At 69.9% G+C, this 24,040-nt stretch carries 22 protein-coding genes; 8 read left to right on the top strand and 14 right to left on the bottom strand.

All coding sequences use genetic code 11. From position 1 onward, the window contains the following. Nucleotides 1-6 precede the first annotated feature (6 nt). From G6N30_RS06525 to G6N30_RS06480, 10 genes are all read right to left on the bottom strand, one after another. A complete protein-coding gene (locus tag G6N30_RS06525; protein WP_134060543.1) occupies nt 7-1,209 on the bottom strand; it encodes an argininosuccinate synthase in 1,203 nt (400 codons plus the stop codon). Nucleotides 1,210-1,222: 13 nt separating this feature from the next. After that, nucleotides 1,223-1,702: an arginine repressor gene (locus G6N30_RS06520; protein ID WP_134060542.1), complete on the bottom strand. Its 480-nt coding sequence runs from the start codon at nt 1,700-1,702 to the stop codon at nt 1,223-1,225. Beyond that, nucleotides 1,699-2,625, bottom strand: coding sequence for an ornithine carbamoyltransferase (gene argF / locus G6N30_RS06515; protein WP_134060541.1), 927 nt, complete (start codon nt 2,623-2,625; stop codon nt 1,699-1,701). The genes G6N30_RS06520 and argF overlap by 4 nt, the downstream gene beginning before the upstream one ends. Beyond that, nucleotides 2,622-3,830: an acetylornithine transaminase gene (locus G6N30_RS06510; protein WP_134060540.1), complete on the bottom strand. Its 1,209-nt coding sequence runs from the start codon at nt 3,828-3,830 to the stop codon at nt 2,622-2,624. The genes argF and G6N30_RS06510 overlap by 4 nt, the downstream gene beginning before the upstream one ends. Continuing rightward, on the bottom strand, nt 3,827-4,699 hold the full coding sequence (gene argB / locus G6N30_RS06505; RefSeq protein ID WP_134060539.1) for an acetylglutamate kinase: 873 nt from the start codon (nt 4,697-4,699) through the stop codon (nt 3,827-3,829). Before argB ends, G6N30_RS06510 begins: the two co-directional genes overlap by 4 nt. After that, nucleotides 4,696-5,895 carry a bifunctional glutamate N-acetyltransferase/amino-acid acetyltransferase ArgJ gene (argJ, locus tag G6N30_RS06500; RefSeq protein ID WP_134060538.1) on the bottom strand — a complete coding sequence of 400 codons (1,200 nt, stop codon included), beginning with the start codon at nt 5,893-5,895 and terminating at the stop codon, nt 4,696-4,698. The genes argB and argJ overlap by 4 nt, the downstream gene beginning before the upstream one ends. Then, complete coding sequence (gene argC, locus G6N30_RS06495) at nt 5,892-6,941, bottom strand: N-acetyl-gamma-glutamyl-phosphate reductase (RefSeq protein ID WP_134060537.1); 1,050 nt, start codon at nt 6,939-6,941, stop codon at nt 5,892-5,894. The genes argJ and argC overlap by 4 nt, the downstream gene beginning before the upstream one ends. A gap of 104 nt (nt 6,942-7,045) precedes the next feature. Further along, nucleotides 7,046-9,532, bottom strand: a complete 2,487-nt coding sequence (gene pheT / locus G6N30_RS06490) for a phenylalanine--tRNA ligase subunit beta (protein ID WP_134060536.1) — start codon at nt 9,530-9,532, stop codon at nt 7,046-7,048. Continuing rightward, nucleotides 9,532-10,566 carry a phenylalanine--tRNA ligase subunit alpha gene (gene pheS, locus G6N30_RS06485; RefSeq protein ID WP_407664742.1) on the bottom strand — a complete coding sequence of 345 codons (1,035 nt, stop codon included), beginning with the start codon at nt 10,564-10,566 and terminating at the stop codon, nt 9,532-9,534. Before pheS ends, pheT begins: the two co-directional genes overlap by 1 nt. A gap of 67 nt (nt 10,567-10,633) precedes the next feature. Beyond that, a complete protein-coding gene (locus G6N30_RS06480) occupies nt 10,634-11,521 on the bottom strand; it encodes an adenylate/guanylate cyclase domain-containing protein (RefSeq protein WP_166674627.1) in 888 nt (295 codons plus the stop codon). A 189-nt stretch (nt 11,522-11,710) separates the two neighbouring features. Here G6N30_RS06480 and G6N30_RS06475 point away from each other — a divergent pair, with 189 nt between their 5' ends. Beyond that, nucleotides 11,711-12,763 (top strand): oxygenase MpaB family protein, encoded by a 1,053-nt coding sequence (locus G6N30_RS06475; RefSeq protein WP_134060533.1) that lies wholly within the window; start codon nt 11,711-11,713, stop codon nt 12,761-12,763. Between the two features lie 5 nt (nt 12,764-12,768). After that, on the top strand, nt 12,769-14,007 hold the full coding sequence (locus G6N30_RS06470) for an acyl-CoA dehydrogenase family protein (protein WP_134060532.1): 1,239 nt from the start codon (nt 12,769-12,771) through the stop codon (nt 14,005-14,007). On the opposite strand, the gene G6N30_RS06465 is transcribed toward G6N30_RS06470, so the two are convergent. From G6N30_RS06465 to infC, 4 genes are all read right to left on the bottom strand, one after another. Continuing rightward, the gene (locus tag G6N30_RS06465) at nt 14,004-14,750 is read right to left on the bottom strand and encodes a TrmH family RNA methyltransferase (protein WP_134060531.1); all 747 of its coding nucleotides are present in this window, start codon (nt 14,748-14,750) and stop codon (nt 14,004-14,006) included. The two genes, G6N30_RS06470 and G6N30_RS06465, sit on opposite strands and share 4 nt — an antisense overlap. 62 nt (nt 14,751-14,812) lie before the next feature. Continuing rightward, entirely contained in the window at nt 14,813-15,202 is a 390-nt protein-coding gene (gene rplT / locus G6N30_RS06460) for a 50S ribosomal protein L20 (RefSeq protein ID WP_011560372.1), read from the bottom strand. Between the two features lie 45 nt (nt 15,203-15,247). Then, nucleotides 15,248-15,442, bottom strand: coding sequence for a 50S ribosomal protein L35 (gene rpmI, locus G6N30_RS06455; RefSeq protein ID WP_134060530.1), 195 nt, complete (start codon nt 15,440-15,442; stop codon nt 15,248-15,250). 36 nt (nt 15,443-15,478) lie between these two features. After that, a complete protein-coding gene (infC, locus tag G6N30_RS06450) occupies nt 15,479-16,141 on the bottom strand; it encodes a translation initiation factor IF-3 (RefSeq protein ID WP_407664709.1) in 663 nt (220 codons plus the stop codon). 175 nt (nt 16,142-16,316) lie between these two features. Between infC and G6N30_RS06445 the strand changes: the two genes are divergently transcribed. The 6 genes from G6N30_RS06445 (at nt 16,317) to G6N30_RS06420 (ending at nt 24,036) form a co-directional block, all read left to right on the top strand. Next, the gene (locus G6N30_RS06445; RefSeq protein ID WP_134060529.1) at nt 16,317-16,652 is read left to right on the top strand and encodes a DUF1844 domain-containing protein; all 336 of its coding nucleotides are present in this window, start codon (nt 16,317-16,319) and stop codon (nt 16,650-16,652) included. A gap of 45 nt (nt 16,653-16,697) precedes the next feature. Continuing rightward, entirely contained in the window at nt 16,698-20,000 is a 3,303-nt protein-coding gene (gene lysX, locus G6N30_RS06440; protein WP_134060528.1) for a bifunctional lysylphosphatidylglycerol synthetase/lysine--tRNA ligase LysX, read from the top strand. An 87-nt stretch (nt 20,001-20,087) separates the two neighbouring features. Next, nucleotides 20,088-21,422 (top strand): alpha/beta hydrolase, encoded by a 1,335-nt coding sequence (locus G6N30_RS06435; RefSeq protein WP_134060572.1) that lies wholly within the window; start codon nt 20,088-20,090, stop codon nt 21,420-21,422. A 91-nt stretch (nt 21,423-21,513) separates the two neighbouring features. Next, nucleotides 21,514-22,515, top strand: a complete 1,002-nt coding sequence (locus G6N30_RS06430) for a zinc-dependent alcohol dehydrogenase family protein (RefSeq protein ID WP_234880349.1) — start codon at nt 21,514-21,516, stop codon at nt 22,513-22,515. Nucleotides 22,516-22,554: 39 nt separating this feature from the next. Next, a complete protein-coding gene (locus G6N30_RS06425) occupies nt 22,555-22,842 on the top strand; it encodes a hypothetical protein (RefSeq protein ID WP_134060527.1) in 288 nt (95 codons plus the stop codon). 3 nt (nt 22,843-22,845) lie between these two features. Beyond that, complete coding sequence (locus tag G6N30_RS06420) at nt 22,846-24,036, top strand: winged helix DNA-binding domain-containing protein (protein WP_166674629.1); 1,191 nt, start codon at nt 22,846-22,848, stop codon at nt 24,034-24,036. The last annotated feature ends 4 nt before the right edge of the window (nt 24,037-24,040 follow it).

Raw genomic sequence — 24,040 nt, 5'->3', positions numbered from 1 at the left:
CGTCACTCACTTGATGCCCAGGTCCCGGCGCGCGGAGATGCTCGACGACAGGCCGTGCACATGCACGAAGCCCTTGGCCGACGACTGGTCGAACGTATCGCCCTCGTCGTAGGTGGCCAGGTTGAAGTCGTAGAGCGATTCGGCGCTGCGGCGACCGTTGACCGCGATGTGCCCACCATGCAGGACCAACCGGATCTCCCCGCTCACGTGCTCCTGGGTCTTGGCCACGAACGACTCGAGCGCGGTCTTCAGCGGCGAGAACCACAACCCGTCGTACACCAGCTCGCCCCACTTCTGGTCGGTGGTCCGCTTGAACCGGCCGAGTTCACGCTCCAACGTGACGTGTTCGAGTTCGGTGTGCGCGGTGATCAGCACCATTGCGCCCGGCGCCTCGTAGATCTCGCGGCTCTTGATGCCGACCAGCCGGTCCTCGACGACGTCGAGACGGCCGACACCCTGGGCGCCGGCACGGCGGTTGAGTTCCTCGATGGCCTGCAGCACCGTGACGTCGCGGCCATCGATGGACACCGGCACACCCGCCTCGAAGCCGACGATGACCTCGTCGGGGGTGCTCCAGTTCAGCGTCGGATCCTCGGTGTAGTCGTAGACGTCCTTGGTGGGGGCGTTCCACAGGTGTTCGAGGAAGCCGGTCTCCACCGCGCGGCCCCACACGTTCTGGTCGATCGAGAACGGCGAGCGCTTGGTGACGTTGATCGGGATCGCGTTCTCCTCGGCGAACGCGATCGCCTTCTCGCGGGTCCACGCGTAGTCGCGAACCGGGGCGAGGACCTCCAGATCCGGTGCCAGGGAGGCGAACCCGACCTCGAAGCGGACCTGGTCGTTGCCCTTGCCGGTGCAGCCGTGGGCGACGATGCCGCCGCCGTGTTCGCGGGCGGCGTCGACGAGGTGTTTGACGATCAGCGGCCGGCTCAGCGCCGACACCAGCGGATACCGGTCCATGTAGAGCGCGTTGGACTGGATGGCGGGCAGGCAGTAGTTCTCGGCGAACTCGTCGCGGGCGTCGACGACGACGGCTTCGACGGCACCGCAGTCGAGGGCACGCTGACGCACGACGTCCATGTCCTCGCCGCCCTGACCGAGGTCGATGGCCACCGCCACCACCTCGCGCCCGGTCTCCTTGCCGATCCAGCTGATCGCCACCGAGGTGTCCAGACCGCCGGAGTACGCCAGGATGACGCGTTCGGACATGACCAATCTCCTCTTACTTCAGGTTCTCCAGGGTGGCTGCCAGCTCGGCGCCCGTCATGGGCTCGCGGGCCACCACCATGATGGTGTCGTCGCCGGCGATGGTGCCGACGACGTACGGCAGCGCGGCCCGATCGAGCGCGCTGGCGAGATAGTGTGCCGCACCGGGCGGCGTGCGTAGTACGGCGAGGTTGCCGCTGGCGTCCGTGGACACCAGCAGATCCCCCAGCAGGCGGGTCACCCGCTCAGTCCCCCCGGACACCCCGCGCACCGGGCTGCCGTCCTCGGGCACGACGTAGACGCCCACGCCGCCGTCGGCGCCGCGCAGCTTGACCGCGCCGAGCTCCTCCAGGTCCCGCGACAGGGTGGCCTGGGTGACCTCGATGCCTTCGTCGGCCAGTCTGGCGGCCAGCTCACCCTGGCTGCGCACAGAGTGCGACGACAGGATCGCCACGATGCGCGCCTGCCGTCCCGCCCTGGTCGCCGCCGACGTCATGTGCCTGACCGCTCCAACAGCCACACCAGCAGTGCCTTCTGCGCGTGCAGCCGGTTCTCGGCCTCGTCCCACACCGCGCTGTGCGGCCCGTCGATGACCTCGTCGGTGATCTCGTGGCCGCGGTGCGCCGGAAGGCAGTGCAGCACAACGGCGTCCGCGCCGGCGCGGTCGAGAAGTCCGGAGTTGACCTGGAACGGCCGGAACGGACGCACCCGGTCGAGGCCGTCGTTCTCCTGCCCCATCGACGTCCACGTGTCGGTGACGAGGACGTCGGCGCCGTCGGCGGCCTGCTGCGGATCGGCGGTGACGGTGACCGACCCGCCGGTCTGCTGCGCCCGCTCGTGGGCCGCCGCGACGAACATCGGATGCGGTTCGAAGCCGTGCGGGGCCGCGACCGTCACGTGCATACCCGCGGTGACGCCACCCAGCATCAGCGAATGCGCCATGTTGTTGGCGCCGTCACCGAAGTACGCCATCCGCAACCCGGGCAGCGCGCCCCGGCGCTCGATGAGCGTCTGCAGGTCGGCGAGGACCTGGCACGGGTGGAACTCGTCGGACAGCGCATTGACCACCGGCACCGTCGCACCGGCGGCCATCGCGGTCAGCCGCTCCTGGGCGAACGTGCGCCACACGATCGCATCCACGTAGCGGGACAACACCTTCCCGGTGTCCTCGAGTGTCTCCTCGCGTCCCAACTGAGTGCTGCGCCCGTCGACCACGACGGCGTGTCCCCCGAGCTGGGCGATGCCGACCTCGAAGGAGAACCGCGTGCGCGTCGAGTTCTTGTCGAAGATCACCGCGACGCCGCGCGGCCCGGCCAGCGGGCGGTGCAGCAGCGGATCCTTCTTGAGCTCGGCGGCCAGGGCCAGCACTTCGGCCTGCTCGTCGGGGGTCAGGTCGTCGTCACGCAGGAAATGTCTCATGTGTCGGCCACCTCCGCGGCCGCATCGGTTGAATCGCCGCCTCCGGCGGCGGTGTCGAGGACGTCGGGCAGCGCGCCCAGAAAGCTCGCGATCTGCTGCTCGGTGACCACCAGCGGCGGGGCCAGCCGGATCACGTCGGGTGCGGCCGCGTTGACCAGGAACCCGGCGTTGCGGGCTGCGGCCTCCGCGGACTTGGCGGCCTTGGCGCGCAGCGCGATGCCGATCAGCAGGCCCCGGCCGCGGACATGGTCGACCAGCGGATGGTTGAGCTCTTCGACACCGTGGCTCAGCGTCTTGCCGAGCACCCCGGCGCGGGCGATGAGATCCTCGGCGGCCAGCGTCTCGAGCACCGCCAGCGCGGCGGCCGTGCACACGGGGTTGCCGCCGAACGTGCTGCCGTGCAGTCCCGGGGTGAGCAGGTCGCCCGTGGCGCCCACGGCGAGGCACGCGCCGATCGGCAGGCCGCCACCCAGGCCCTTGGCCAGCGTCACGATGTCGGGGGTGATGCCGTCGTGCTGATGGGCGTAGAAGACGCCGGTGCGACCGACCCCGGTCTGTACCTCATCGACCACCAGCAGGGCGCCGTGGCGGGTGGTGATCTCGCGGGCGGCGGCCAGGTATCCGGCCGGAGGCACGACGACCCCGCCCTCCCCCATGATCGGTTCGAGGAACACCGCGGCGGTCTCGTCGTCGACCGCGGCCGCCAGCGCCTCGGCGTCACCGAACGGGACGTGCACCACGTGGCCGGGCAGCGGTTCGAACGGGGCCTGCTTGGACGGCTGACCGGTCAGCGCGAGCGAACCCATGGTGCGGCCGTGGAAAGCATTCTGCGCCGCAACGACTTTGGTGCGTCCGGTCAGCCGTGTGATCTTGAACGCGACCTCGTTGGCCTCGGTGCCGGAGTTGCAGAAGAACACCCGGGCGTCCGCGCCGAGATGGCCGACGAGTGCTTCGGCCAGCGCGATACCCGGTTCGGTGGCGTAGAGGTTCGAGGTGTGGCCCAGCGTGTCGAGTTGGCGCGTCACGGCCGCGATGACCGCGGGATGGCGGTGGCCGAGCACATTGACCGCGATACCGCCGAGCAGGTCGACATACGACCTGCCGTCCGCATCGGTCACCACGGCGCCGTCACCGCTCACCAGGGCCAGCGCCGGGGTGCCGTAGTTGTTCATCATCACGGCCTGCCACCGGTCTTGGAGCGTCATGCGCTCACCACCTTGGTTCCGGTTCCCTCGTCTGTGAACAGTTCGACCAGCACGCAGTGTTCGACGCGACCGTCGATGACGTGGGCGCTGGGCACGCCGTCGGTGACGGCGCGCAGACAGGCCTCGATCTTGGGGACCATTCCGGCCTCCAGCTTCGGCAACAGGTCGGCCAGCGTGGCGGTGTCGATCTGGCTGACCAGCGAGTCGCGGTCGGGCCAGTCGGTGTAGAGCCCTTCGACGTCGGTCAGCATCACGAGCTTCTCGGCGCCCAGCGCCGCGGCCAGCGCGGCCGCCGCGGTGTCGGCGTTGATGTTGTGCACCACGCCGTTGGCGTCTGGGGCGATGGTCGACACGACCGGGATGCGGCCGGCGGCGATCAGGTCGACGACGGCCTCGGTGTTGACGTGTTCGACGTCGCCGACGAGGCCGATGTCGGTGGCCACCCCGTCGACGGTGACGCTCCGGCGCACCGCGGTGAACAGGTGCGCGTCCTCACCGGTGATGCCGACGGCGTAGGGGCCGTGCGCGTTGATCAGGCCGACGAGTTCGCGGCCGACCTGTCCGAACAGCACCATCCTGGCCACGTCGAGCACCTCGGGTGTGGTCACCCGGAAGCCGCCCCGGAAGTCGCCGGGGATGCCGAGCCGTTTGAGCATCGCGCTGATCTGCGGACCGCCCCCGTGCACGACGACCGGGTGCACCCCGCAGTTGCGCAGGAACACCATGTCGGCGGCGAATGCGGCCTTGAGGGTGTCGTCGATCATCGCGTTGCCGCCGTACTTGACGACGACGATCTTGCCGTGCAGCTGTTTGAGCCACGGCAGCGCGGCGGCGAGCACCTGCGCTCTGGTCTCGGTGCCGCTGCTCATGAGCTGTAGGCCGAGTTCTCTTCGACGTAGGCGTGCGACAGATCGGTGGTGCGCACGGTCGCTCGCCCGGTGCCGAGTCCGAGGTCGACGCTCACCTCGATGTCCGGACCGGTCAGGTCGACCTCGCGGGCTCCAGGCGCGCCCGCGCCGTTGGCGAAGGTCGGTGATCCGTTGAAGGACACGGTGATCCGGTTCGGATCGATGGTGAAGGGCACCATCCCGACCGCGGCCAGTACCCGGCCCCAGTTCGGATCGGAGCCGAACAGCGCGGTCTTGACCAGGCTGTCGCGGGCGAGCAGCCGGGCGGCACCCAGCGCGTCGTCCTCGGTCGGCGCGCCGCTGACCGTGATCGCGATGCGCTTGGTGACGCCCTCGGCGTCGGCCTGTAGTTGTGCGCAGAGGTCGTCACACACCCGCAGCACCGCCTCGTCGAGTGCCTCTTGCGTCGGCGTGATCTCACTGGCGCCGGAGGCCAGCAGCAGCACGGTGTCGTTCGTCGAGCAGCTGCCGTCGATGTCGAGCCTGTCGAATGTGCGGGTGGCGGCGCGGCGCAGTGCGGTGTCCAACGCTTCGGCGGAGGCGACCGCGTCGGTGGTGAGCACGCAGAGCATCGTGGCCAGCGACGGCGCCATCATGCCGGCGCCCTTGGCCATGCCGCCGACGGTCCAGTTGTCAGGATGGTGCAGCGCAACCTGTTTCGGCACGGTGTCGGTCGTCATGATGGCGCGGGCGGCTTCCTCTCCGCCCGACAGCCCGCCGGCCATCTCCTGCACCACCTCGGTGACCCCGCCCAGCACCCGGTCCATCGGCAGCCGGTCCCCGATCAGGCCGGTCGAGCAGACCGCGACCTCGATGGCGCCGGTTTCCGAACCCCAGTCGGACAGCGCCGCGGCAACCGCCTCGGCGGTGGCGTGGGTGTCCTGGAACCCGAGCGGGCCGGTGCAGGCGTTGGCTCCGCCGGAGTTGAGGACGACGGCGCGCAGCCGGCCGGTGGTGAGCACCTGACGGCTCCACAACACCGGTGCGGCCTGCACCTGGTTGCGGGTGAACACGCCCGCAGCGGTGTGGTCGGGACCCTCGTTGAGGACCAGGGCGAGGTCGAGCGCGCCGGATGCCTTGATCCCGGCCGCGATTCCGGCGGCGCGAAAGCCCGCGGGTGCGGTGACACCCTGAGTGCGGATGAGCGGCGCGGTCACGGTGCGACCCCCACGACCGACAGGCCCTCGGTCTCCGGCCAGCCCAGCGCCAGGTTCATCGACTGCACGGCGGCGCCGCCGGTGCCCTTGACCAGGTTGTCGATCGCCGCGATCGCGATGAACGTCTGCGCATCCTCGTCGACGGCCACCGCGAGCTGCGCGGCGTTGCTGCCGATCACCGAACCGGTCTTGGGCAGCTGGCCCTCGGGCAGCAGATACACGAATGGCTCTGCGTCGTAGGCCTTTTCGTAGGCGGCACGCAGCTGCGACAGCGGTGCGGAAGTCCTTGCGGTGCAGGTGGCGAGGATGCCCCGCGAGGTCGGGATGAGCACCGGGGTGAACGAGACGGTGACGTCCCTGTCGGTCACGGCTCGCAGGCCCTGCGCGATCTCCGGGGTATGCCGGTGCTTGCCACCGACGTTGTACGCGCGCGCCGATCCGATGACCTCGGCGCCGAGCAGGTCGGTCTTGGCGGCCCGGCCCGCGCCGGAGGTGCCGCTCACGGCGACGACGGTCACCGCGGGTTCGATGAGGTTCTCGGCGACGGCGGGCAGCAGCGCGAGCAGCGCGGCGGTGGGATAGCAGCCGGGCACCGCGATCCGCTTGGCCCCGGTCAGTTGGTCGCGGGCGCCGGGCAGTTCAGGCAGCCCGTACGGCCAGCTGCCGGCGTGCGCCGAACCGTAGAACCGTTCCCACGCGGCGGGGTCGGTGAGCCGGAAGTCGGCGCCGCAGTCGATGATGAGCGTGTCGTCGCCGAGTTGTTCGGCCAGCGCGGCGCTGTGGCCGTGCGGGAGGCCGAGGAAGACGACGTCGTGGCCGGACAGCGTGTCGACATCGGTGGGGTCGAGGATTCGGCCGGCCAGCGGCAGCAGGTGCGGATGATGCTCGGCCAGCGCGGTTCCGGCGCTGCCCGCTGCGGTCAGCGCGCCGATCGTCAACCGGCCGTCGGCGTAGGCCGGATGGCCGAGCAGCAGGCGCAGGATCTCCCCGCCGGCGTACCCGCTGGCCCCGGCGACCGCGACAGTTGTCATGCATGAAGTCTGCATGTTTATGCAGTCAATTGCAAACTCATTTAGGTCTCCCCGCGAGCAGACGCAGAATCGCGCGCCGCGCCGTTGGATCGGGCGATTCTCTGTCTGACCGCCGGCGATCAGCGGCGCTGCTCTGCCCCGACCCGCTCGGCCGCCGCCTGCACCGCGGCGTCACGGGCCGCGCTGGCCTCGTCCTCGGTCAACGTCCGATCGGCGGCTCGGAACCGCAGTGCGAGCGCCAGCGATTTCCGGCCGTCACCGATCTGCGGACCGGTGTAGACGTCGAACAGCCGGACATCCTCGAGCAGTTCGCCTGCACCGGAGCGCACCGCGTCGACCACACTCTGCGCGGCGACGGCGTCGTCGACGATCAGGCTGATGTCCTGGAACACCGCCGGGAACGGCGAGACCCGCGGCGCGGGCAACAGTTCGGTGATCGGGACCGCGTCCAGGTCGAGTTCGACCGCGCACGTGCCCTTGGGCAGGCCCGCCCGCTCGACGACCGCGGGGTGCAACTGTCCGGCGTACCCGACAACGGCGTCGCCGATCAGCACCTCGGCACACCGTCCGGGATGCCAGGGCAGGTGCTGGGCGGCGCGCAGCGTGAACTCCACTCCGGCCGCCCGCCCCACGATGCGCACCATCTCGAACGCGTCAGCCGCCTCGACCGGCCGGCCCCGGCCCCACGGCCCGGCGGGCTCGCGCAGACCGGTCAGCACCGCGCCGACGTGTTGCGGCTGGCGCGGCAGCGAGGCGTCCAGGGTGGCGATCTCCGCCTCGGTCGGCCTGCGGTCGTTCGGGATCCGCTCGACCGCGCGGATCTGTTCGGTGTGTTCGACCACCTGCGCGATCGCGAACAACGCGGTATCGGCCGCGCCGCGGGAGACGTTGCGCACCAACGCTTCGAGCAACCCCGGCAGCAACGTCGTGGCCAGGTGGGGCCGGTCGGCCTCGAGCGGGTTGAGCACCCGGGTGGTCGCCCGGCGCGGGTCGTCGGCGTCGAGTCCCCACACGTCGAAGACACCGGCGGGCAGGAACGGGGTGGGCAGGATCTCGACATATCCGCTGAGCGCCAGCGATTTACCGATCGCGCGGCGACGCTTCTGAATGGCGGTCAACCCGCGGCCCGCGGGGGCGGCGGGCAGCACGGACGGGATCCGCTCGAGGCCTTCGAGCCGCAGCACCTCCTCGACGAGATCGGCGGGTTGCCTGATGTCGGGACGCCAGCTCGGGGGGACGGCGGTCAGCCGGTCACCGTCGACCTCGACGACGGCACCGATCTGGGTGAGCCGCCTCTCGGTGGTGCCCGGGGCGTAGTCGACCCCGGCCGTGCGGTCCGGGCGGTCGACGGCCATCGAGACCGGCGCGGCTGACCAGTGCTCGCGGGGCGGATCACCACGCCAGTCGGTCAGCCCGGGTTCGACCGTGCCGCCGGCGATCTCGGCGAGCAACGCGGCGCAGCGGTCGAGGGCAGCCACGGAGATGGCCGGGTCGACCGTGCGCTCGTAGCGGCGGCCGGCCTCGCTGGCCAGATGCAGCCGCCGCTGCGTGCGCGATACCGCTGCCGGGTCCCACACCGCCGCTTCGAGCATGACGTCGGTGGTCGTCTCGCGGACCTCGGTCGTGCCGGCACCCATGACGCCGCCGATCGCGGCGGTCGCCGCGTCGTCGACGATCAGCACATCGGCCGGATCGAGCCGGCGCTCGACGTCGTCGAGGGTGACCACCGTCTCCCCGGGCTCGGCGAAGCGCACCCGGAAGCCGCCGGTGATCAGGCTGCGGTCATGCGCGTGCATGGGGTGCCCGATCTCGAGCATCACGTAGTTGGTGACGTCGACGGCCGGGGAGATCGCCCGGATGCCGGACAGCAGCAGTCTGCGCTGCAGCCACCACGGCGACACCGCGGCGGGATCGATGCCCGTCACGGGCCGCAGCCCGAACCGCAGCACCCCGGTGCCCGGTTCGATGGTGACCGGCAGCGCCTCCCCGTCGACCGGCAGCGCGGGCACGTCCGCCGGGTCCACGTAGTCGAGGTCGTAGGCGCAGGCGATCTCACGGGCCATGCCGCGCACCGACAGGCAGTAACCACGGTCGGGTGTGATCGCAAGGTTGAACACGACGTCGTCGAGGCCGAGCACGTCGGCGGCGGGCGTACCGGGCGCCGCGGTGCCGGGCGGCAGCACGAGGATGCCGGAGTGGTCGGCGCCGAGGTTGAGCTCCGCCGTCGAGCAGATCATCCCGTCGGAGGTGCGGCCGTAGGTCTTGCGCTTGGCGATGGTGAAATCGCCGGGCAGCGTCGTTCCGGGCAGCGCCACCACCACCAGATCGCCGACCGCGAAGTTCGTCGCCCCGCAGACGATGTCACGCGGCTCCGCGTCACCGACGTCGACCTTGACCGCGCGGATGGGTTTCTTGAACTCGGTCAGTTCCTCGATGTCGGCGACGCGGCCGATGGTCAGGGGCCCGGTCACCGGACCGACGGGCAGGATCTCTTCGACCTCGTGACCGATGCGGATCAGCGCCTGCTCGAGCTCGGCGGCGGGCACGTCCCAACCCGGAGCCCCGGCCGCCACCACCTCGCGCAGCCAGCTGTACGGCAGCCGCATCAGGCGCCCACCCCGAACGGCAGCGAGAACCGCACGTCACCCTCGACCATGTCGCGCATATCGGGAATCCCGTTGCGGAACTGCAATGTTCGCTCCAAACCCATGCCGAATGCGAAGCCGGAATACTCGTCGGGGTCGATTCCGCAGGCGCGCAGCACATTCGGGTTGACCATGCCGCACCCACCCCATTCCACCCAGCCGGGGCCGCCCTTCTTGTTCGGGAACCACACGTCGACCTCCGCCGACGGTTCGGTGAACGGGAAGAAGTGCGGGCGGAAGCGGGTGCCGCCCTGCGGGCCGAACTGGGCGCGCGCGAACGCGTCCAGCGTCCCGCGCAGGTGCGCCATCGTCAGCCCGCGGTCGACCGCGAGGCCCTCGACCTGGTGGAAGACCGGCGTGTGCGTGGCGTCGAGCTCGTCGGTGCGGAATGTGCGGCCGATCGAGATGATGTACACCGGCAGATCCCGTTCCAGCAGTGCACGGATCTGAACCGGCGAGGTATGGGTGCGCAGCACCTGCCGCGACCCCTCGGGCGCGATGTGGAACGTGTCCTGTTCGCTGCGGGCGGGGTGGTCGGGCGGGAAGTTCAACGCGTCGAAGTTGAACTGCTCGGTCTCGACCTCGGGACCTTCGGCCAGTTCCCAACCCATCGCGACGAACGTGTCGGCGATGTTCTCGGCCAGGATCGTGATCGGATGGCGGGCGCCGACCGGTTGGCGCGTCGACGGCAGCGTGACGTCGATGCGCTCGGCGACCAGCACCGCCGCATCGCGTTCGGCGCGCAGTTCGGCGAGGCGCTCGTCGTAGCCGCGCTGGGCGTCCGACCGTGCGACGTTGACACGCTTACCCGCATCCGCACGCTCGGTTTTCGGCAGAGTGCCCAGCGATTGACGCGCGAGCGCGATCGGCGACCGGTCGCCGAGGTGTTCGGTCTTGGCACGGGCCAGCGCATCGAGATCGGCGGCCTGACCGAACGCACGGCGGGCGGCGTCGACCGCATCGGTCAACGCCTCTTCGGACAGGTTTCCGGCCACTCCGGGCTGCTCAGCCACCCGGCGATCATAGGTGATCGCATCACCGGCCTTCGCGGGCGTTTCCCCGCTACGAGTCGTCGTCCGCGGAGTCGTCGGCCACCGACCGGCGCCTGCGCAACCGGTACATGGCCAGATCGGGCGGCACCCCGTCGGGTTTGAGGCTGAACACCTGCCGCCGCTGCCGTTTCACCGTGACGTCGAGCGCCTCGAACTCCTCGGCCGTGATGCCGTCGAGTGTCGTCTGCGAGACCACGAGGCCGCCGCGCGTGGCCCGCTCCATCACCCGCGCGGCGATGTTCACGTCCACTCCCAGCCAGTCCGAGCCGATCCGCTGCGGCCGGCCGGTGTGCACACCCACCCGCATCCGCGGCGTGTAGCCGTCGACCTCGACCGCCCGGACCGCGCTCATCGCGTCGAGCACGGCGCGCACCGCGGTCCCGGCGTCGCCGAAGACCGCCATCGATCCGTCACCCATGCGTTTGACGATGCGCCCGCCGGCTTCCAGCAGCGGTGGTTCGAAGACCTGCGCCACCCGTCGCAGCAACCGCAGCGTGGCGTCGTCACCGGCGCTCAGCGACCACGACGAGAACCCGACGAGATCGCTGAACACCAGCGTCACCTCGGGGTTGGCCGGCTTACCCGACACCCGTTCGGTGAGCGCCTGCCACACCTGCAGGGCGCCGAGACTGACCTCCCGCGATACGGCTTCGCGGTCAAGCAGCCGGTCGGCGACGCGCGCCGCGGCGCGCGGTCCGCCCACACCGTCGGCCGAGAGCGGGTCGCCGAAGTCGGGATCACCGGGCAGGGCGCGGCGGGCACGGCGCAGGAACTCCACCACGCCGGGGCTGTGGTTGGCGCTGTAGAGCCAGCCCAGGGGCCCTGCCGACCCGCCTGACGGCGCCCGTCCCGCGTCCTCGGCACCGCCGGATCGTTCGCCGAACGACTCGACCTCCACGTCGTCAGCGTAGGGGGCGGCCGGAAACGCGGGCAACGAGCGGCCCGTCACATCGGTCGGTCACGGCGCGCATGCGTGGGCGTCTCTCGTGCACAACGCTCATGCGGCGCGCCCCGGCGCCTCGTAGACAACGCCTGTTGTCACCACTATGGTGTGGATCACAGTGAGCATCGAGTCAGCGAGGAACCGATGACCGCGAAGCCGACTTCCGCGAAGCCGAACAGCCTGCGCTCCTGCGGGGCCGCCGCCGATCCGCTCGGCCCCGATTCGCTCACGTGGAAGTACTTCGGGGACTTGCGCACCGGGATGCTCGGCGTGTGGATCGGCGCGATCCAGAACATGTACCCGGAACTCGGCGCCGGCGTCGAGGACCACTCGATCGTGCTGCGCGAACCGTTGCAGCGCGTCGCGCGGTCGGTCTATCCGATCATGGGCGTGGTCTACGACGGCGACCGCGCGGCGCAGACCGGCGAGCAGATCAAGAGCTACCACACCACGATCAAGGGCAGCGACCACGCCGGGCGGCGCTACCACGCGCTGAACCCCGAGACGTTCTACTGGGCGCACGCGACGTTCTTCATGCTGATCATCAAGACGGCCGAGTACTTCTGCGGCGGTCTCACCGAAGCAGAGAAGCGCCAGCTGTTCGACGAGCACGTGCAGTGGTACCGCATGTACGGGATGAGCATGCGGCCCGTGCCGAAGACGTGGGAGGAATTCGGCGAGTACTGGGACCGCAAGTGCCGGGAAGAACTCGAGATCAATCAGGCGACGCTCGACATCTTCTCGATCCGCATCCCCAAACCGTGGTTCGTGCTGATGCCGACACCGGTGTGGGACCAGATGTTCAAACCGATGCTGGGCGCCCAGCGATGGATCGCCGCGGGGCTCTTCGACCCCGCCGTACGCGAACGGGCCGGGCTGCGCTGGACGCCGGGCGACGAAGTCCTGCTGCGCCTGTTCGGCAAACTCGTCGAACTGGCCTTCGTCGCCGTACCCGAGGAGATCCGCCTGCATCCTCGCGCGCTGGCCGCCTACCGCCGGGCCGAGGGCAAACTCCCCGCGGACGCACCGCTGGTCGAGGCACCCGCGTTCACGGGGCCGCCCGCCGACCGCCGTGGCCTGCCGATGCACTACGTCCCGAGCCGCAAGACCCTGCTCGACAAAGCGGGCTCGCTGGTGCACACGACGTTCTCTTTGGCGGGGCTGCGTCCAGCCCGCGGACGCGGTAAGGCAGCCTGAAGGGCATGCTCGAGTGGTCTGAGGTCGATCTTGCCGTGCGCGATGCCGTCCGGGAGTTCGTCGACAAAGAAATCCGTCCGCATGTCGACGCTCTGGAGAGCGGCGAGATGGAGCCCTACCCCGTCATCCGGAAGCTCTTCAGCACCTTCGGAATCGACGCGATGGCCAAGGAGGCGCTGGAGAAGCGGCTGACGCGGCTGCGCGAGGGCGGAGAGGCGAAGTCCGGTGGCGGCGGCATGTTCGGCGGCGGCCAGGGTGGCATGGGGTTCGTGGTGATCAGCGAACTGTGCCGCGTCTCGATGGGTCTGGTGACCGGGATGGGTGTCAGCCTCGGGCTGACGGTTCCGACCATCCAGAGTCGCGGGACGCTGGCCCAGCAGGAGCGCTGGCTGCCGGAGCTGGTGACCTACGAGAAGGTCGGCGCCTGGGCGATCACCGAACCCGATTCGGGGTCCGATGCGTTCGGCGGGATGAAGTCCTACGTCGTCCGTGACGGTGACGACTACATCCTCAACGGCCAGAAGACGTTCATCACCAACGGACCGGACGCCGACGTGGTCGTCGTGTACGCGAAGCTCGACCAGGGTGACGGGGTCGACAAGCGGGACCGCAAGGTGCTGACGTTCGTCCTCGACCGCGGCATGGAGGGCTTCGTGCAGTCGAAGCCGTTCCGCAAGATGGGGATCCACTCTTCGCGCACCGGTGAACTCTTCTTCAACAACGTACGACTGGGCCGAGACCGCCTGCTCGGGGAGACCGAGACCGGCGGCGGCGACGTCAAGGATTCCAGAGACAGTGCGCGGTCGAGCTTCTCCGCGGAGCGGATCGGCGTCGCGGCCATGGCGCTCGGCGTCATCGAGGAGTGCCTTCGCCTGTCGGTCGACTACGCGAAGTCCCGCACCCTGTGGGGCAAGGAGATCGGCCAGTTCCAGCTCATCCAGCTGAAGCTGGCCAATATGGAAGTGGCCCGGATGAACGTGCGCAACATGCTGTTCCGGGTGATCGAGGCCTCCCAGACCGGCACCCCGATCTCACTGGCCGAGGCGTCGGCGATCAAGTGGTACTGCTCGCAGGCCGCGACCGATGTGGCGATGGAGGCGGTACAGCTGTTCGGCGGCAACGGATACATGACCGAATACCGGGTCGAGCAGCTGGCGAGGGATGCCAAGTCGCTGATGATCTACGCCGGCAGCAACGAGGTGCAGATCACCCACGTCGCGAAGGGTCTGCTGCGCGACTCCTAGCCCGCTCGCAGCGCGCGGGCGCTCTGATACAGGCAGATCGCCGCGGCCGCAGCGACATTGAGGCTCTCCGCGCTGCCGGCCATCGGAATGGTCACCCGGGCGTCGGCCAGCGCGGCGATCTCGGGTGCCAGCCCGTGGGCTTCGGCGCCGAACAACCACGCCGTCGGCGCGGACAAGTCCGCATCATCCAGGCTCACCTCGCCGTCGAGGGTGGTCGCCAGCACGGCCAGACCGTTGCCGCGCAGCGCGGCGATCAGCCCGGCGGTGTCGGGGGCTTCGACGACCGAGACACCGAAGATGCTGCCCGCCGAGGCGCGGAGGCATTTGCCGTTGTAGGGGTCGACGCTGTTGCCGGCCAGGATCACCGCGTCGGCACCCATCGCGTCGGCGAGCCGGATCAGGGTGCCGGCATTGCCGGGCTCCGACGTCTCGACCGCGACCGCCACCAGTCGCGGCGACCCGGCGAGCACCTCGTCGAGCGACACCCCGGGCATCTCGCACACCGCGACCAGACCCACCGGGGTCACGGTGTCCGACAACGCCTTCGCCGCGCGCTCGGTGACCAGATGGACGTCGGCGTCACCGAGAAGCGCCGCGAACCGCTGCGCGGCGGCCTCGGTGGCGAAGACCTCGGATACGACACCGCGCCGCAACGCGGCCTCGATGAGGTTCGGGCCTTCGGCGAGGAAGCGTGCGGCGCGGCGGCGACCGACGTGTCGGTGGAGTTTGACCGCTGCCGCCACTCGGGCGGAGCGCTCAGACAGTGCTGGACCCCGGGTCGCTCCGCTCCTGCCCACGGCAGGGCTCAGGCGGCCTCTCCGGAGGGCGCGTTGACGTCCTCGGGCAGCGCGGCCTTGGCGACCTCCACCAGCGCGGTGAACGCGGCGGCATCACTGACGGCGATCTCGGCGAGGTTCTTGCGGTCCACCTCGACGCCTGCGGCCTTGAGGCCCTGGATCAGCCGGTTGTAGGTGATGTCGTTGGCGCGAGCGGCGGCGTTGATGCGCGAGATCCACAGCTTGCGGAACTCACCCTTGCGTGCGCGACGGTCGCGGTAGGCGTAGGTGAGTGAGTGCAGCTGCTGCTCTTTGGCCTTGCGGTACAGGCGTGACCGCTGACCGCGGTAGCCCTTGGAGGCCTTGAGAACTGTGCGGCGCTTCTTCTGGGCGTTGACTGCGCGCTTGACGCGTGCCATGGGTGGTTCCTAACTTCTGCGGACTGGAAAGGTCGGGTTCGTCGCTCAGCCGTTGAGCAGCTTGTTGATGCGCGGGGCGTCGTTGGCCGACACCTCGGTGCGGCCGGCGAGGCGGCGGGTGCGCTTCGTGGGCTTGTGCTCCATCAGGTGGCGCCGATTGGCCTTCTGGCGCACGATCTTTCCGGTGCCGGTGCGCCGGAAGCGCTTGGATGCGCCGCTGTGGGTCTTGGCCTTGGGCATGGGTGTCCTCTTGATTCTGTTCGGTGTCGGTCAGTACTACGTGGCGTCCGGGCCGGGGGCCGACTCACGGGGACGTTCGGCTTGCTCCGCCGCTTTGGCACGAGTCTTCGCGCCGCGGTGCGGGGCCAGCACCATCGTCATGTTGCGGCCGTCCTGCTTCGCGGACGTCTCGACGAAGCCGTACTCGGCGACGTCGGCGCCCAGGCGCTGCAGGAGCCGGAAACCCAGTTCCGGCCGCGACTGCTCGCGTCCGCGGAACATGATCGTCACCTTGACCTTGGACCCGGCTTCGAGGAAGCGGATGACGTGACCCTTCTTGGTCTCGTAATCGTGCGGGTCGATCTTGGGACGGAGTTTCTGTTCCTTGACGACGGTCTGCTGCTGGTTCTTGCGAGACTCGCGCGCCTTCTGTGCCGTCTCGTACTTGAACTTGCCGTAGTCCATGATCTTGCAGACGGGCGGCTTGGCGTCCGGTGCAACTTCGACGAGGTCGAGATCGGCATCCGCGGCGACGCGGAGTGCATCTTCGATGCGCACGATGCCTACCTGCTCGCCGCCGGGTCCGATCAGGCGGACTTCAGGTACGCGGATGCGCTCGTTGACGCGGGTCTCAGTGCTGATGGGGCCTCCTATGTTGTGTTCTCCCGGGAGTCCACTGGCCCATCCGCACCTGCCCACCAGAGCAGGAAGGCCCTGCATATGCAGGGCCCATTACCGACCGATCACGGCATACGCCGCCTGCGCGAACGCGCAGAACCGGCATACTGGATGCCGGTGACCGGACCGCTGGACCGAGGAGGTCAGCGGTGGGAGTGGGACTCCACTTGCTGTCCTGACGTCAGCCAGGACGGTCGCGCATGCCAGTCTAGCAGGCATGACCGATGATCCAAGCACGCGCGAGCTCGCCGATATTCCCGCCGTCGAGGTGATCACCCGTTCGGCGGTGATGCTGATGAGCGCAGCGGCCGAAAAGCTGGGCCTCTCGGACGACGATCCTGATGACAGTCCCCGTCGCGACCTCGACGAAGCCCGCCGGCTGATCACCGCGCTGGCCGGACTGGTGACCGCCTCGGTGGAGTACCTGGGCCCGCACGCCGGACCGCTGCGCGACGGCCTCAAGACGCTGCAGCTCGCGTTCCGCGAAGCCAGCGCTGCACCCGAGGAACCCGGAAAGGGGCCCGGCGAGAAATTCACCGGTCCGGTCTGGTGAGCGCATCCCCACATTCGGCGCCCTGAGCGAATATTCTCCCCGCCTATGACCGTCACCAGCCCGCCGAGGGCGCGTGCCGCCTCCCGCTACTCCTGGGTTCCCGCGGCCGCCGGGTGGACCGTCGGCGTGATCGCGACCCTGTCGCTGATTGCGAGCGTCTCCCCGCTGGTGAGGTGGGTCATCCGGGTGCCGCGGGAGTTCGTCAACGATTACATCTTCAACTTTCCCGACACGAGCTTCGCCTGGGCTTTCGTGCTGGCGCTGCTGGCGGGCGCGCTGGCCGCCCGCAAACGCATCGCCTGGTGGGTGCTGCTGCTCTACATGGTGGCCGCGGCCGGGTGGAACATCGTCGACCTGCTGACCGGTGACGAATCGGTCGTGGAGGAGAGCGGCGAGGTCATCGGGCTGGTGTTCCACGTCGCCGCGATCGCGTTCCTGCTGCTGGCGCGCCCGCTGTTCTGGGCTCGCGTGCGCCGCGGAGCCCTGTTCAAGGCGGCGGGTGTGCTCGCCGCAGGGATGGCGATCGGTGTGCTCGTCGGCTGGGGGCTGGTGGAGCTGTTCCCCGGCAGCCTCGAACGCGACTACCGACTGGCGTATGCCGCCAACCGGGTCTTCGCCTTCGCCGGTGTCGACCCCGACGCCTTCGACGGCCAGCACCCGCACGTGGTCATCAACGCGATGCTCGGCCTGTTCGGCGCGCTGGCGCTGATGGCCGCGGCGATCGTGTTGTTCCAGTCCCAGCGCTCGGAGAACGCGCTCACCGGTGAGGACGAGTCGGCGATCCGCGGGCTGCTCGAGCTGTACGGCAAGAACGACTCGCTGGGGTACTTCGCCACCCGCCGGGACAAGTCGGTGGTGTTCGCGCCCAGCGGCCGCGCCGCGATCACCTACCGCGTCGAGGTCGGCGTGTGCCTGGCCAGCGGTGACCCGGTCGGGGACCCGAAGGCCTGGCCCCAGGCGATCGGCGCCTGGCTGGCGCTGTGCGAGACCTACGGCTGGGCGCCGGGCGTGATGGGCGCCAGCGTGAGCGGTGCGGAGGCGTACCGGGTCGCCGGCCTCAACGCGATCCAGCTGGGCGACGAGGCCATCCTGCACCCGGACGGCTTCCGGCTCTCCGGCCCGGACATGCGCGCCGTGCGCCAGGCCGTCACACGGGCCCGCCGGGCCGGGGTGACCGTGCGCATCCGCCGCCACCGGGAGCTGTCGGCCGAGCAGATGGCCGAGGTGATCGCCCACGCCGACGCCTGGCGCGACACCGAGACCGAACGCGGATTCTCGATGGCGCTGGGCCGGCTCGGCGATCCGGCCGACAGCGACTGCCTGCTGGTCGAGGCCGTACAGAGCGATCAGGTCGTCGCGATGCTCTCGCTGGTCCCGTGGGGCAGCAACGGCGCCTCACTCGACCTGATGCGACGCTCCCAGCAGTCGCCCAACGGCACCATCGAGTTGATGGTCAGCGAGCTGTGCCTGCAGGCCGAGGACATCGGCGTCACGCGCATCTCGCTGAACTTCGCCATGTTCCGCTCCGCGTTCGAGCAGGGCGCCCAGCTCGGCGCCGGACCGGTTGCGCGGCTGTGGCGTTGGCTGCTGGTCTTCTTCTCGCGGTGGTGGCAGCTCGAGACGCTGTACCGGTCGAACATGAAGTATCAGCCGCAGTGGGTGCCGCGCTACGCCTGCTACGAGGACGCGCGGCTCGTCCCCCGCGTCGGGGTGGCGTCGGTGATCGCCGAAGGCTTCCTGGTGCTGCCGTTCTCCCGGCGCAACAAACAGCACACCGGCCACCACACCTCCGCACCGCAGGACCTCGTCGCCAGCGGCGTGCTCCACCATGACGGCAGCGCACCAGACGTCTCCGCGCTGCGCACCGACACCGCCGACGACGAGCCCACCCGGCTGCCCGAGCAGGTCCGGGTCCGGATGGCGAAACTGAAGACGCTGCAGGACAACGGGATCGACGCGTATCCGGTGGGTCAGGCGCCCAGCCACACCGCCGCCGCGGCGATCGACTCCCCCGACGACGTCAAACTCAGCGTCGCCGGCCGCGTGCTGCGCATCCGCGACTACGGCGGCGTGCTGTTCGCCCAGCTGCGGGACTGGTCGGGCGAACTGCAACTGCTGCTCGACAATGCAACACTCGACCGAGGCACTACCGCCGACTTCACCGCGGCCATCGACCTCGGCGACCTCATCGAGGCGACCGGCGCCATGGGGTACAGCAAGAACGGCACCCGCTCCCTGCTGGTGCGGCACTGGCGGCTCACCGGGAAATGCCTGCGCCCGCTGCCCGACAAGTGGAAGGGTCTGACCGACCAGGAGGCCCGGGTCCGGGCCCGCTACGTCGACCTGGCGGTCAACACCGAGGCGCGCGATCTGATCCGGGCGCGCAGCGGTGTCCTGCACGCTATCCGGGACACGCTGTACCACAAGGGTTTCCTCGAGGTCGAGACTCCGATCCTGCAGCAGATCCACGGTGGCGCCAACGCACGGCCGTTCCTCACCCACATCAACGCCTACGACCTCGACCTGTACCTGCGCATCGCGCCCGAGCTGTACCTCAAACGCCTCTGCGTCGGCGGGGTCGAACGGGTCTTCGAACTGGGCCGAGCCTTCCGTAACGAAGGCGTCGACTTCTCGCACAACCCGGAGTTCACGCTGCTCGAGGCGTATCAGGCGCACGCCGACTACAACGTGTGGATCGACGGCTGCCGTGAGCTGATCCAGAACGCGGCGATGGCCGCCAACGGCGAGCATGTATTCCTGCGCCCCCGCCAGGACGGTGTGCTCGAACCCGTCGACATCTCGGGACCCTGGACGGTCAAGACCGTCCACGACGCGGTGTCCGAGGCGCTCGGGGAACACATCGACGCCGCCACCGAGCTGCCGATCCTGCGCAAGCTCGCCGACGCCGCAGGCATCCCCTACCTCACCCACTGGGACGAAGGGGCGGTCGTGCTCGAGATGTACGAGCATCTGGTCGAGGACCGTACGCAGAAGCCGACGTTCTACAAGGACTTCCCGACGTCGGTGTCGCCCCTGACCCGGCCCCACCGCAGCATCCCCGGCGTGGCCGAGCGGTGGGACCTGGTGGCCTGGGGCGTCGAATTGGGCACCGCCTACAGCGAACTCACCGATCCGGTGGAGCAACGCCGCCGACTGCAGGAGCAGTCGCTGCTTGCCGCCGGCGGCGATCCGGAGGCGATGGAACTCGACGAGGACTTCCTGCAGGCGATGGAGTACGCGATGCCGCCCACCGGCGGTCTCGGCATGGGCGTCGACCGGGTCGTCATGCTGATCACCGGTCGCAGCATCCGCGAAACGCTGCCGTTCCCGCTGGCCAAACCGCGTTAGCAGCCGATCCACAGCGCACGCCAAGGTCCGGCGGCCACCATGTGAGCCGTGAGCCTCGGCGGATTGCTGCGTCCTCATCTGTCCCTGATGCACGGCTGGATCCCGGTGACCGTGCAGATCGCGGCCGCGGTCCTGCTGGCCATGGTCGTGATCCGGCGCACCCGGCCGATGTGGTGGCTGTGGGTGTCATGGGCGGTGTTCGTCGGGGCCATGTCGGCGGTCATCGCCTATTGGTACGTCGACTCCCAGGGACTCGCCGGTGAGCCTGCGCCGCAGTCGCTGTGGTGGTGGATCGGCCTGTCCGGTACCGCGCTCGCCGTCCTGTTCGCCGGGTGGCGGCACGCCGCGTGGTGGCGCCGCGGAGTGTCGCTGGCGGCGGTGCCGATGTGCCTACTCGCCGTGGCTCTCGCGGTGAACACGTGGACCGGCTACTTCCCCACCGTCCAGATCGCCTGGAATCAGTTGACCGCCGGGCCGTTACGCGACCAGGTCGACCCGGCGACCGTCACCGCCATGCAGCAGCGGCACGTGATCCCCGCCGACGGCACCGTCGTCCCGGTTCAGATCGCCGACAGCGCATCGGGTTTCCGGCACCGGGGCGAACTGGTGTACCTGCCGCCCGCTTGGTACGCCAGCAATCCCCCGCCGCGGCTGCCCGCGGTGATGATGATCGGCGGCGAGTTCAACACCCCCGCCGACTGGGTGCGGGCGGGCAATGCGGTGGCCACCGCGGACGCGTTCGCCGCCGCGCACCACGGCTATGCGCCGGTGCTGGTGTTCGCCGACGCCGGCGGCGCGTTCAACAACGACACCGAATGCGTCGACGGCAGCCGCGGCAACAGCGCCGACCACCTCACCGAGGATGTTCGGCCGTACGTGATCTCGCACTTCGGAGTGAGCGCTCACCGGTCGGACTGGGGCATCGTGGGGTGGTCGATGGGCGGGACGTGCGCGGTCGATCTCAGCGTCATGCATCCCGAACTGTTCAGCGCCTTCGAGGACATCGCGGGGGACCTCACGCCGAATGCGGGGACGAAGGCACAGACGATCGCCCGGCTCTACGGCGGCAACGCGGCGGCCTGGGCCGCCTACGACCCCGCGACCGTGATGACCCGGCACGGCCGCTACACCGACGTCGCGGGCTGGTTCGACACGAACAGCGCCGGCCCGGAACAGACGGCGGCCGCCAACACCCTGTGCGCGCTCGGCGCCGCCCATGGCATCGACTGCGCGGTCGCCGTGCAGCCCGGGATGCACGACTGGCCGTTCGCCGACCAGGCGTTCGCCGCCGCGCTGCCGTGGCTGGCTGGCCGACTCGGCACGCCCGGGGTCGCGCCCACGCCGCTGCCGAAACCGCAGGTCACGGCGTCGGTTCTGGAGGCGGCCGACCATCAGCCGAGGGATGCACCCGGACCAGGCTGACCGCCGTCCGGATGCCGCACAGCGAAATCGGCGTTCTTACGACACGAACCCACAGCATCACCCGTCCGCGGTGATTCCCGAGGAGAGTGTCATGTACATGCGCGCGGCAGTCCTGACCGCATTCGGCACTCCGCTGACCGTCGTCGACATGCCCGTGCCGGCACCTGGGCCCGGAGAAGTACTCGTCCAGGTGATGGCCAGCGCCGTCAATCCGCTGGACACGAAGGTCCGGCGAGGACAGGCGGCGCACGCGCAGACCACTCCACCGGCCGTGCCGGGGATCGACACGGCCGGTGTCGTGGTCTCGGTCGGCGAGGATGTCGACCGGTTCCATCCCGGCGATGAGGTGTTCGGGATGACCGGGGGCGTCGGCGGTATCCAGGGCAGCCTCGCGGAGTACATCGCGGTCGACTCGCGACTGCTCGCCCCCAAACCCCGCACACTGTCGATGAGGCAGGCCGCCGCGCTGCCGCTGGCATTCATCACCGCCTGGGAAGCGCTCGTCGACCACGCCGCCGTGCGTCAGGGACAGCAGGTGCTGGTGCACGGCGGGGCGGGCGGGGTCGGCAACATCGCCGTCCAGCTAGCCACGTCGCGGGGCGCGACCGTCTACGCGACGGGAAGTGCCGCCAGCCAGGCGGCCATCGCCGCGGCAGGTGCGACCGCCATCGACTACACCGCGACGCCGGTTGCCGACTACGTGGACACCCATACGGGCGGCCGGGGCTTCGACGTCGTGTTCGACACCGTCGGCGGCGCGACGCTCGACGACTCCTTCCACGCGGTCAAAGCCGTCACCGGCCGGGTGGTGAGCGCCCTCGGATGGGGCAGTCACAGCCTCGCCCCACTGTCTTTCCGCAACGCGACCTACTCCGGCGTCTTCACCCTGTCTCCCCTGCTGACCGGGCAGCGTCGCGAACACCACGGCGAGGTGCTGCGCGCCGCGAAGCTGCTGGCCGAATCAGGGCTTCTCACACCGCGCCTGGATGAGCGGGCGTACACCCTCGCCGACGTCGACGACGCCTACGACGCCGTCGAAAACCGCACCGCGACCGGCAAAGTGGTCATCGACGTCGGCTGCGCCGCGCACTGAACGGGTCCCTCTGTCACCCATCGCGAGTACGGTGACGGCATGGCCGACGAACCGCAGGCTGCTCCGGAGCCCACACCCGCGCCGCCGCCCCCGCCCGCCGAAGCCCTCGACACCGGATACACCCCGGGCGGCGTGCCCACGTTCGACTCGGTGCGCGAGAAGATCGAGGGCCGCTACGGCAGCGCGGTCGGCGCCGCCGAACTGGCCGCCGAGACGCCCGAAGGCCGCGACGCCGACGAACAGTACGAACAACGGCAACGCGCGGCCGCCGAACGGCTGGCCCAGATCCGTGCCCAGATGCACGGCGAACACCGCGAAAAGGACTGAGCCCTGCGCTCTTTCACGCCCGCCGAACGCCGGGCCAGGCTGGGGCGCAGGCACTTCCTCAGCCCTGAGCACCGCGCCGCCTCGATCGACGAGGTCGTCATGCAGATGGTCGGACTGCACGCGACCGACCCAGCCACTCCCTACCTGACGCTGTGGGCGCGGGTGCCGGGCTTTCGCCGCGACCACCTCGACACCGCGCTGTACGACCGCAGAACCGTCGTCAAACACCTGGCGATGCGGCGCACGCTGTGGGTGGTGCGCAGCGACCAGCTGCCGGTCATCCAGACCGCGGCCAGCGATCGCGTCGCCGCCAACGAGCGCCGTCGACTCATCGCGGACGCCGAGAAATCCGGTGTCGCGACCGACGGTGCGGTGTGGCTCGACGCCGCCTGCGCGGCGGTACTGGACCACCTGCGCCGGCATGGGCCGGCCAGTGCGCGCGAGTTGCGCGAAGCGCTGCCCGAACTCGCAGGAAGCCACGATCCGGCGCCCGGGAAGACCTGGGGCGGTGCGACGCCGCTGGGGCCCCGCGTGCTCACGGTGCTGGGTGTACGCGGCGAGGTCGTCCGCGGCCCGAACGACGGTGGATGGGCGGTCAGCCGCCCCCGCTGGACCCTGCGTGACGACTGGCTCGACGACGCCGTTGCGCCCGTATCGGCGCACGAGGCGGCCCTGCACGCGGTCGGAGGCTGGCTGCGCACGTTCGGCCCGGCCACCGTCACCGACGTCAAATGGTGGTTCGGCCACACCCTGACCTGGGCGCGCCAGACCCTGCAGAGCCTCGGTGCGGTGGAGGTCGGCTTGGACGGCGGCACCGGATACGTGCTGCCGGACGACCTGGAGCCCGAACCCGAGCCCGAACCGTGGGCGGCGCTGCTGCCGGGCCTCGACGTGACGACCATGGGCTGGTACGACCGTGACTGGTATCTGGGTCCGCACCGCGCTCTGGTGTTCGACAGGAACGGCAACGGCGGTCCGACCGCCTGGTGGAACGGCCGCATCGTCGGGGGATGGGGTCAGGACGAGGACGGCCGGGTGGTCGTGCGTCTACTCGAAGACATCGGTCGCGACGGCACCGAAGCGCTCGAACGACGCGCCGACGACCTGACCGCGTGGCTGGACGGCGCGCGGGTGAGCCCCCGATTTCCGTCGCCGGTGATGAAAGCAGGGTTCGAACCGGATCGGGTTGGCTAACCTA

Origin of the sequence: Mycolicibacterium litorale (genome assembly GCF_010731695.1) — a bacterium.
Lineage (GTDB): Bacteria > Actinomycetota > Actinomycetes > Mycobacteriales > Mycobacteriaceae > Mycobacterium > Mycobacterium litorale.
This window is presented reverse-complemented; position numbering and strand designations above follow the sequence as displayed.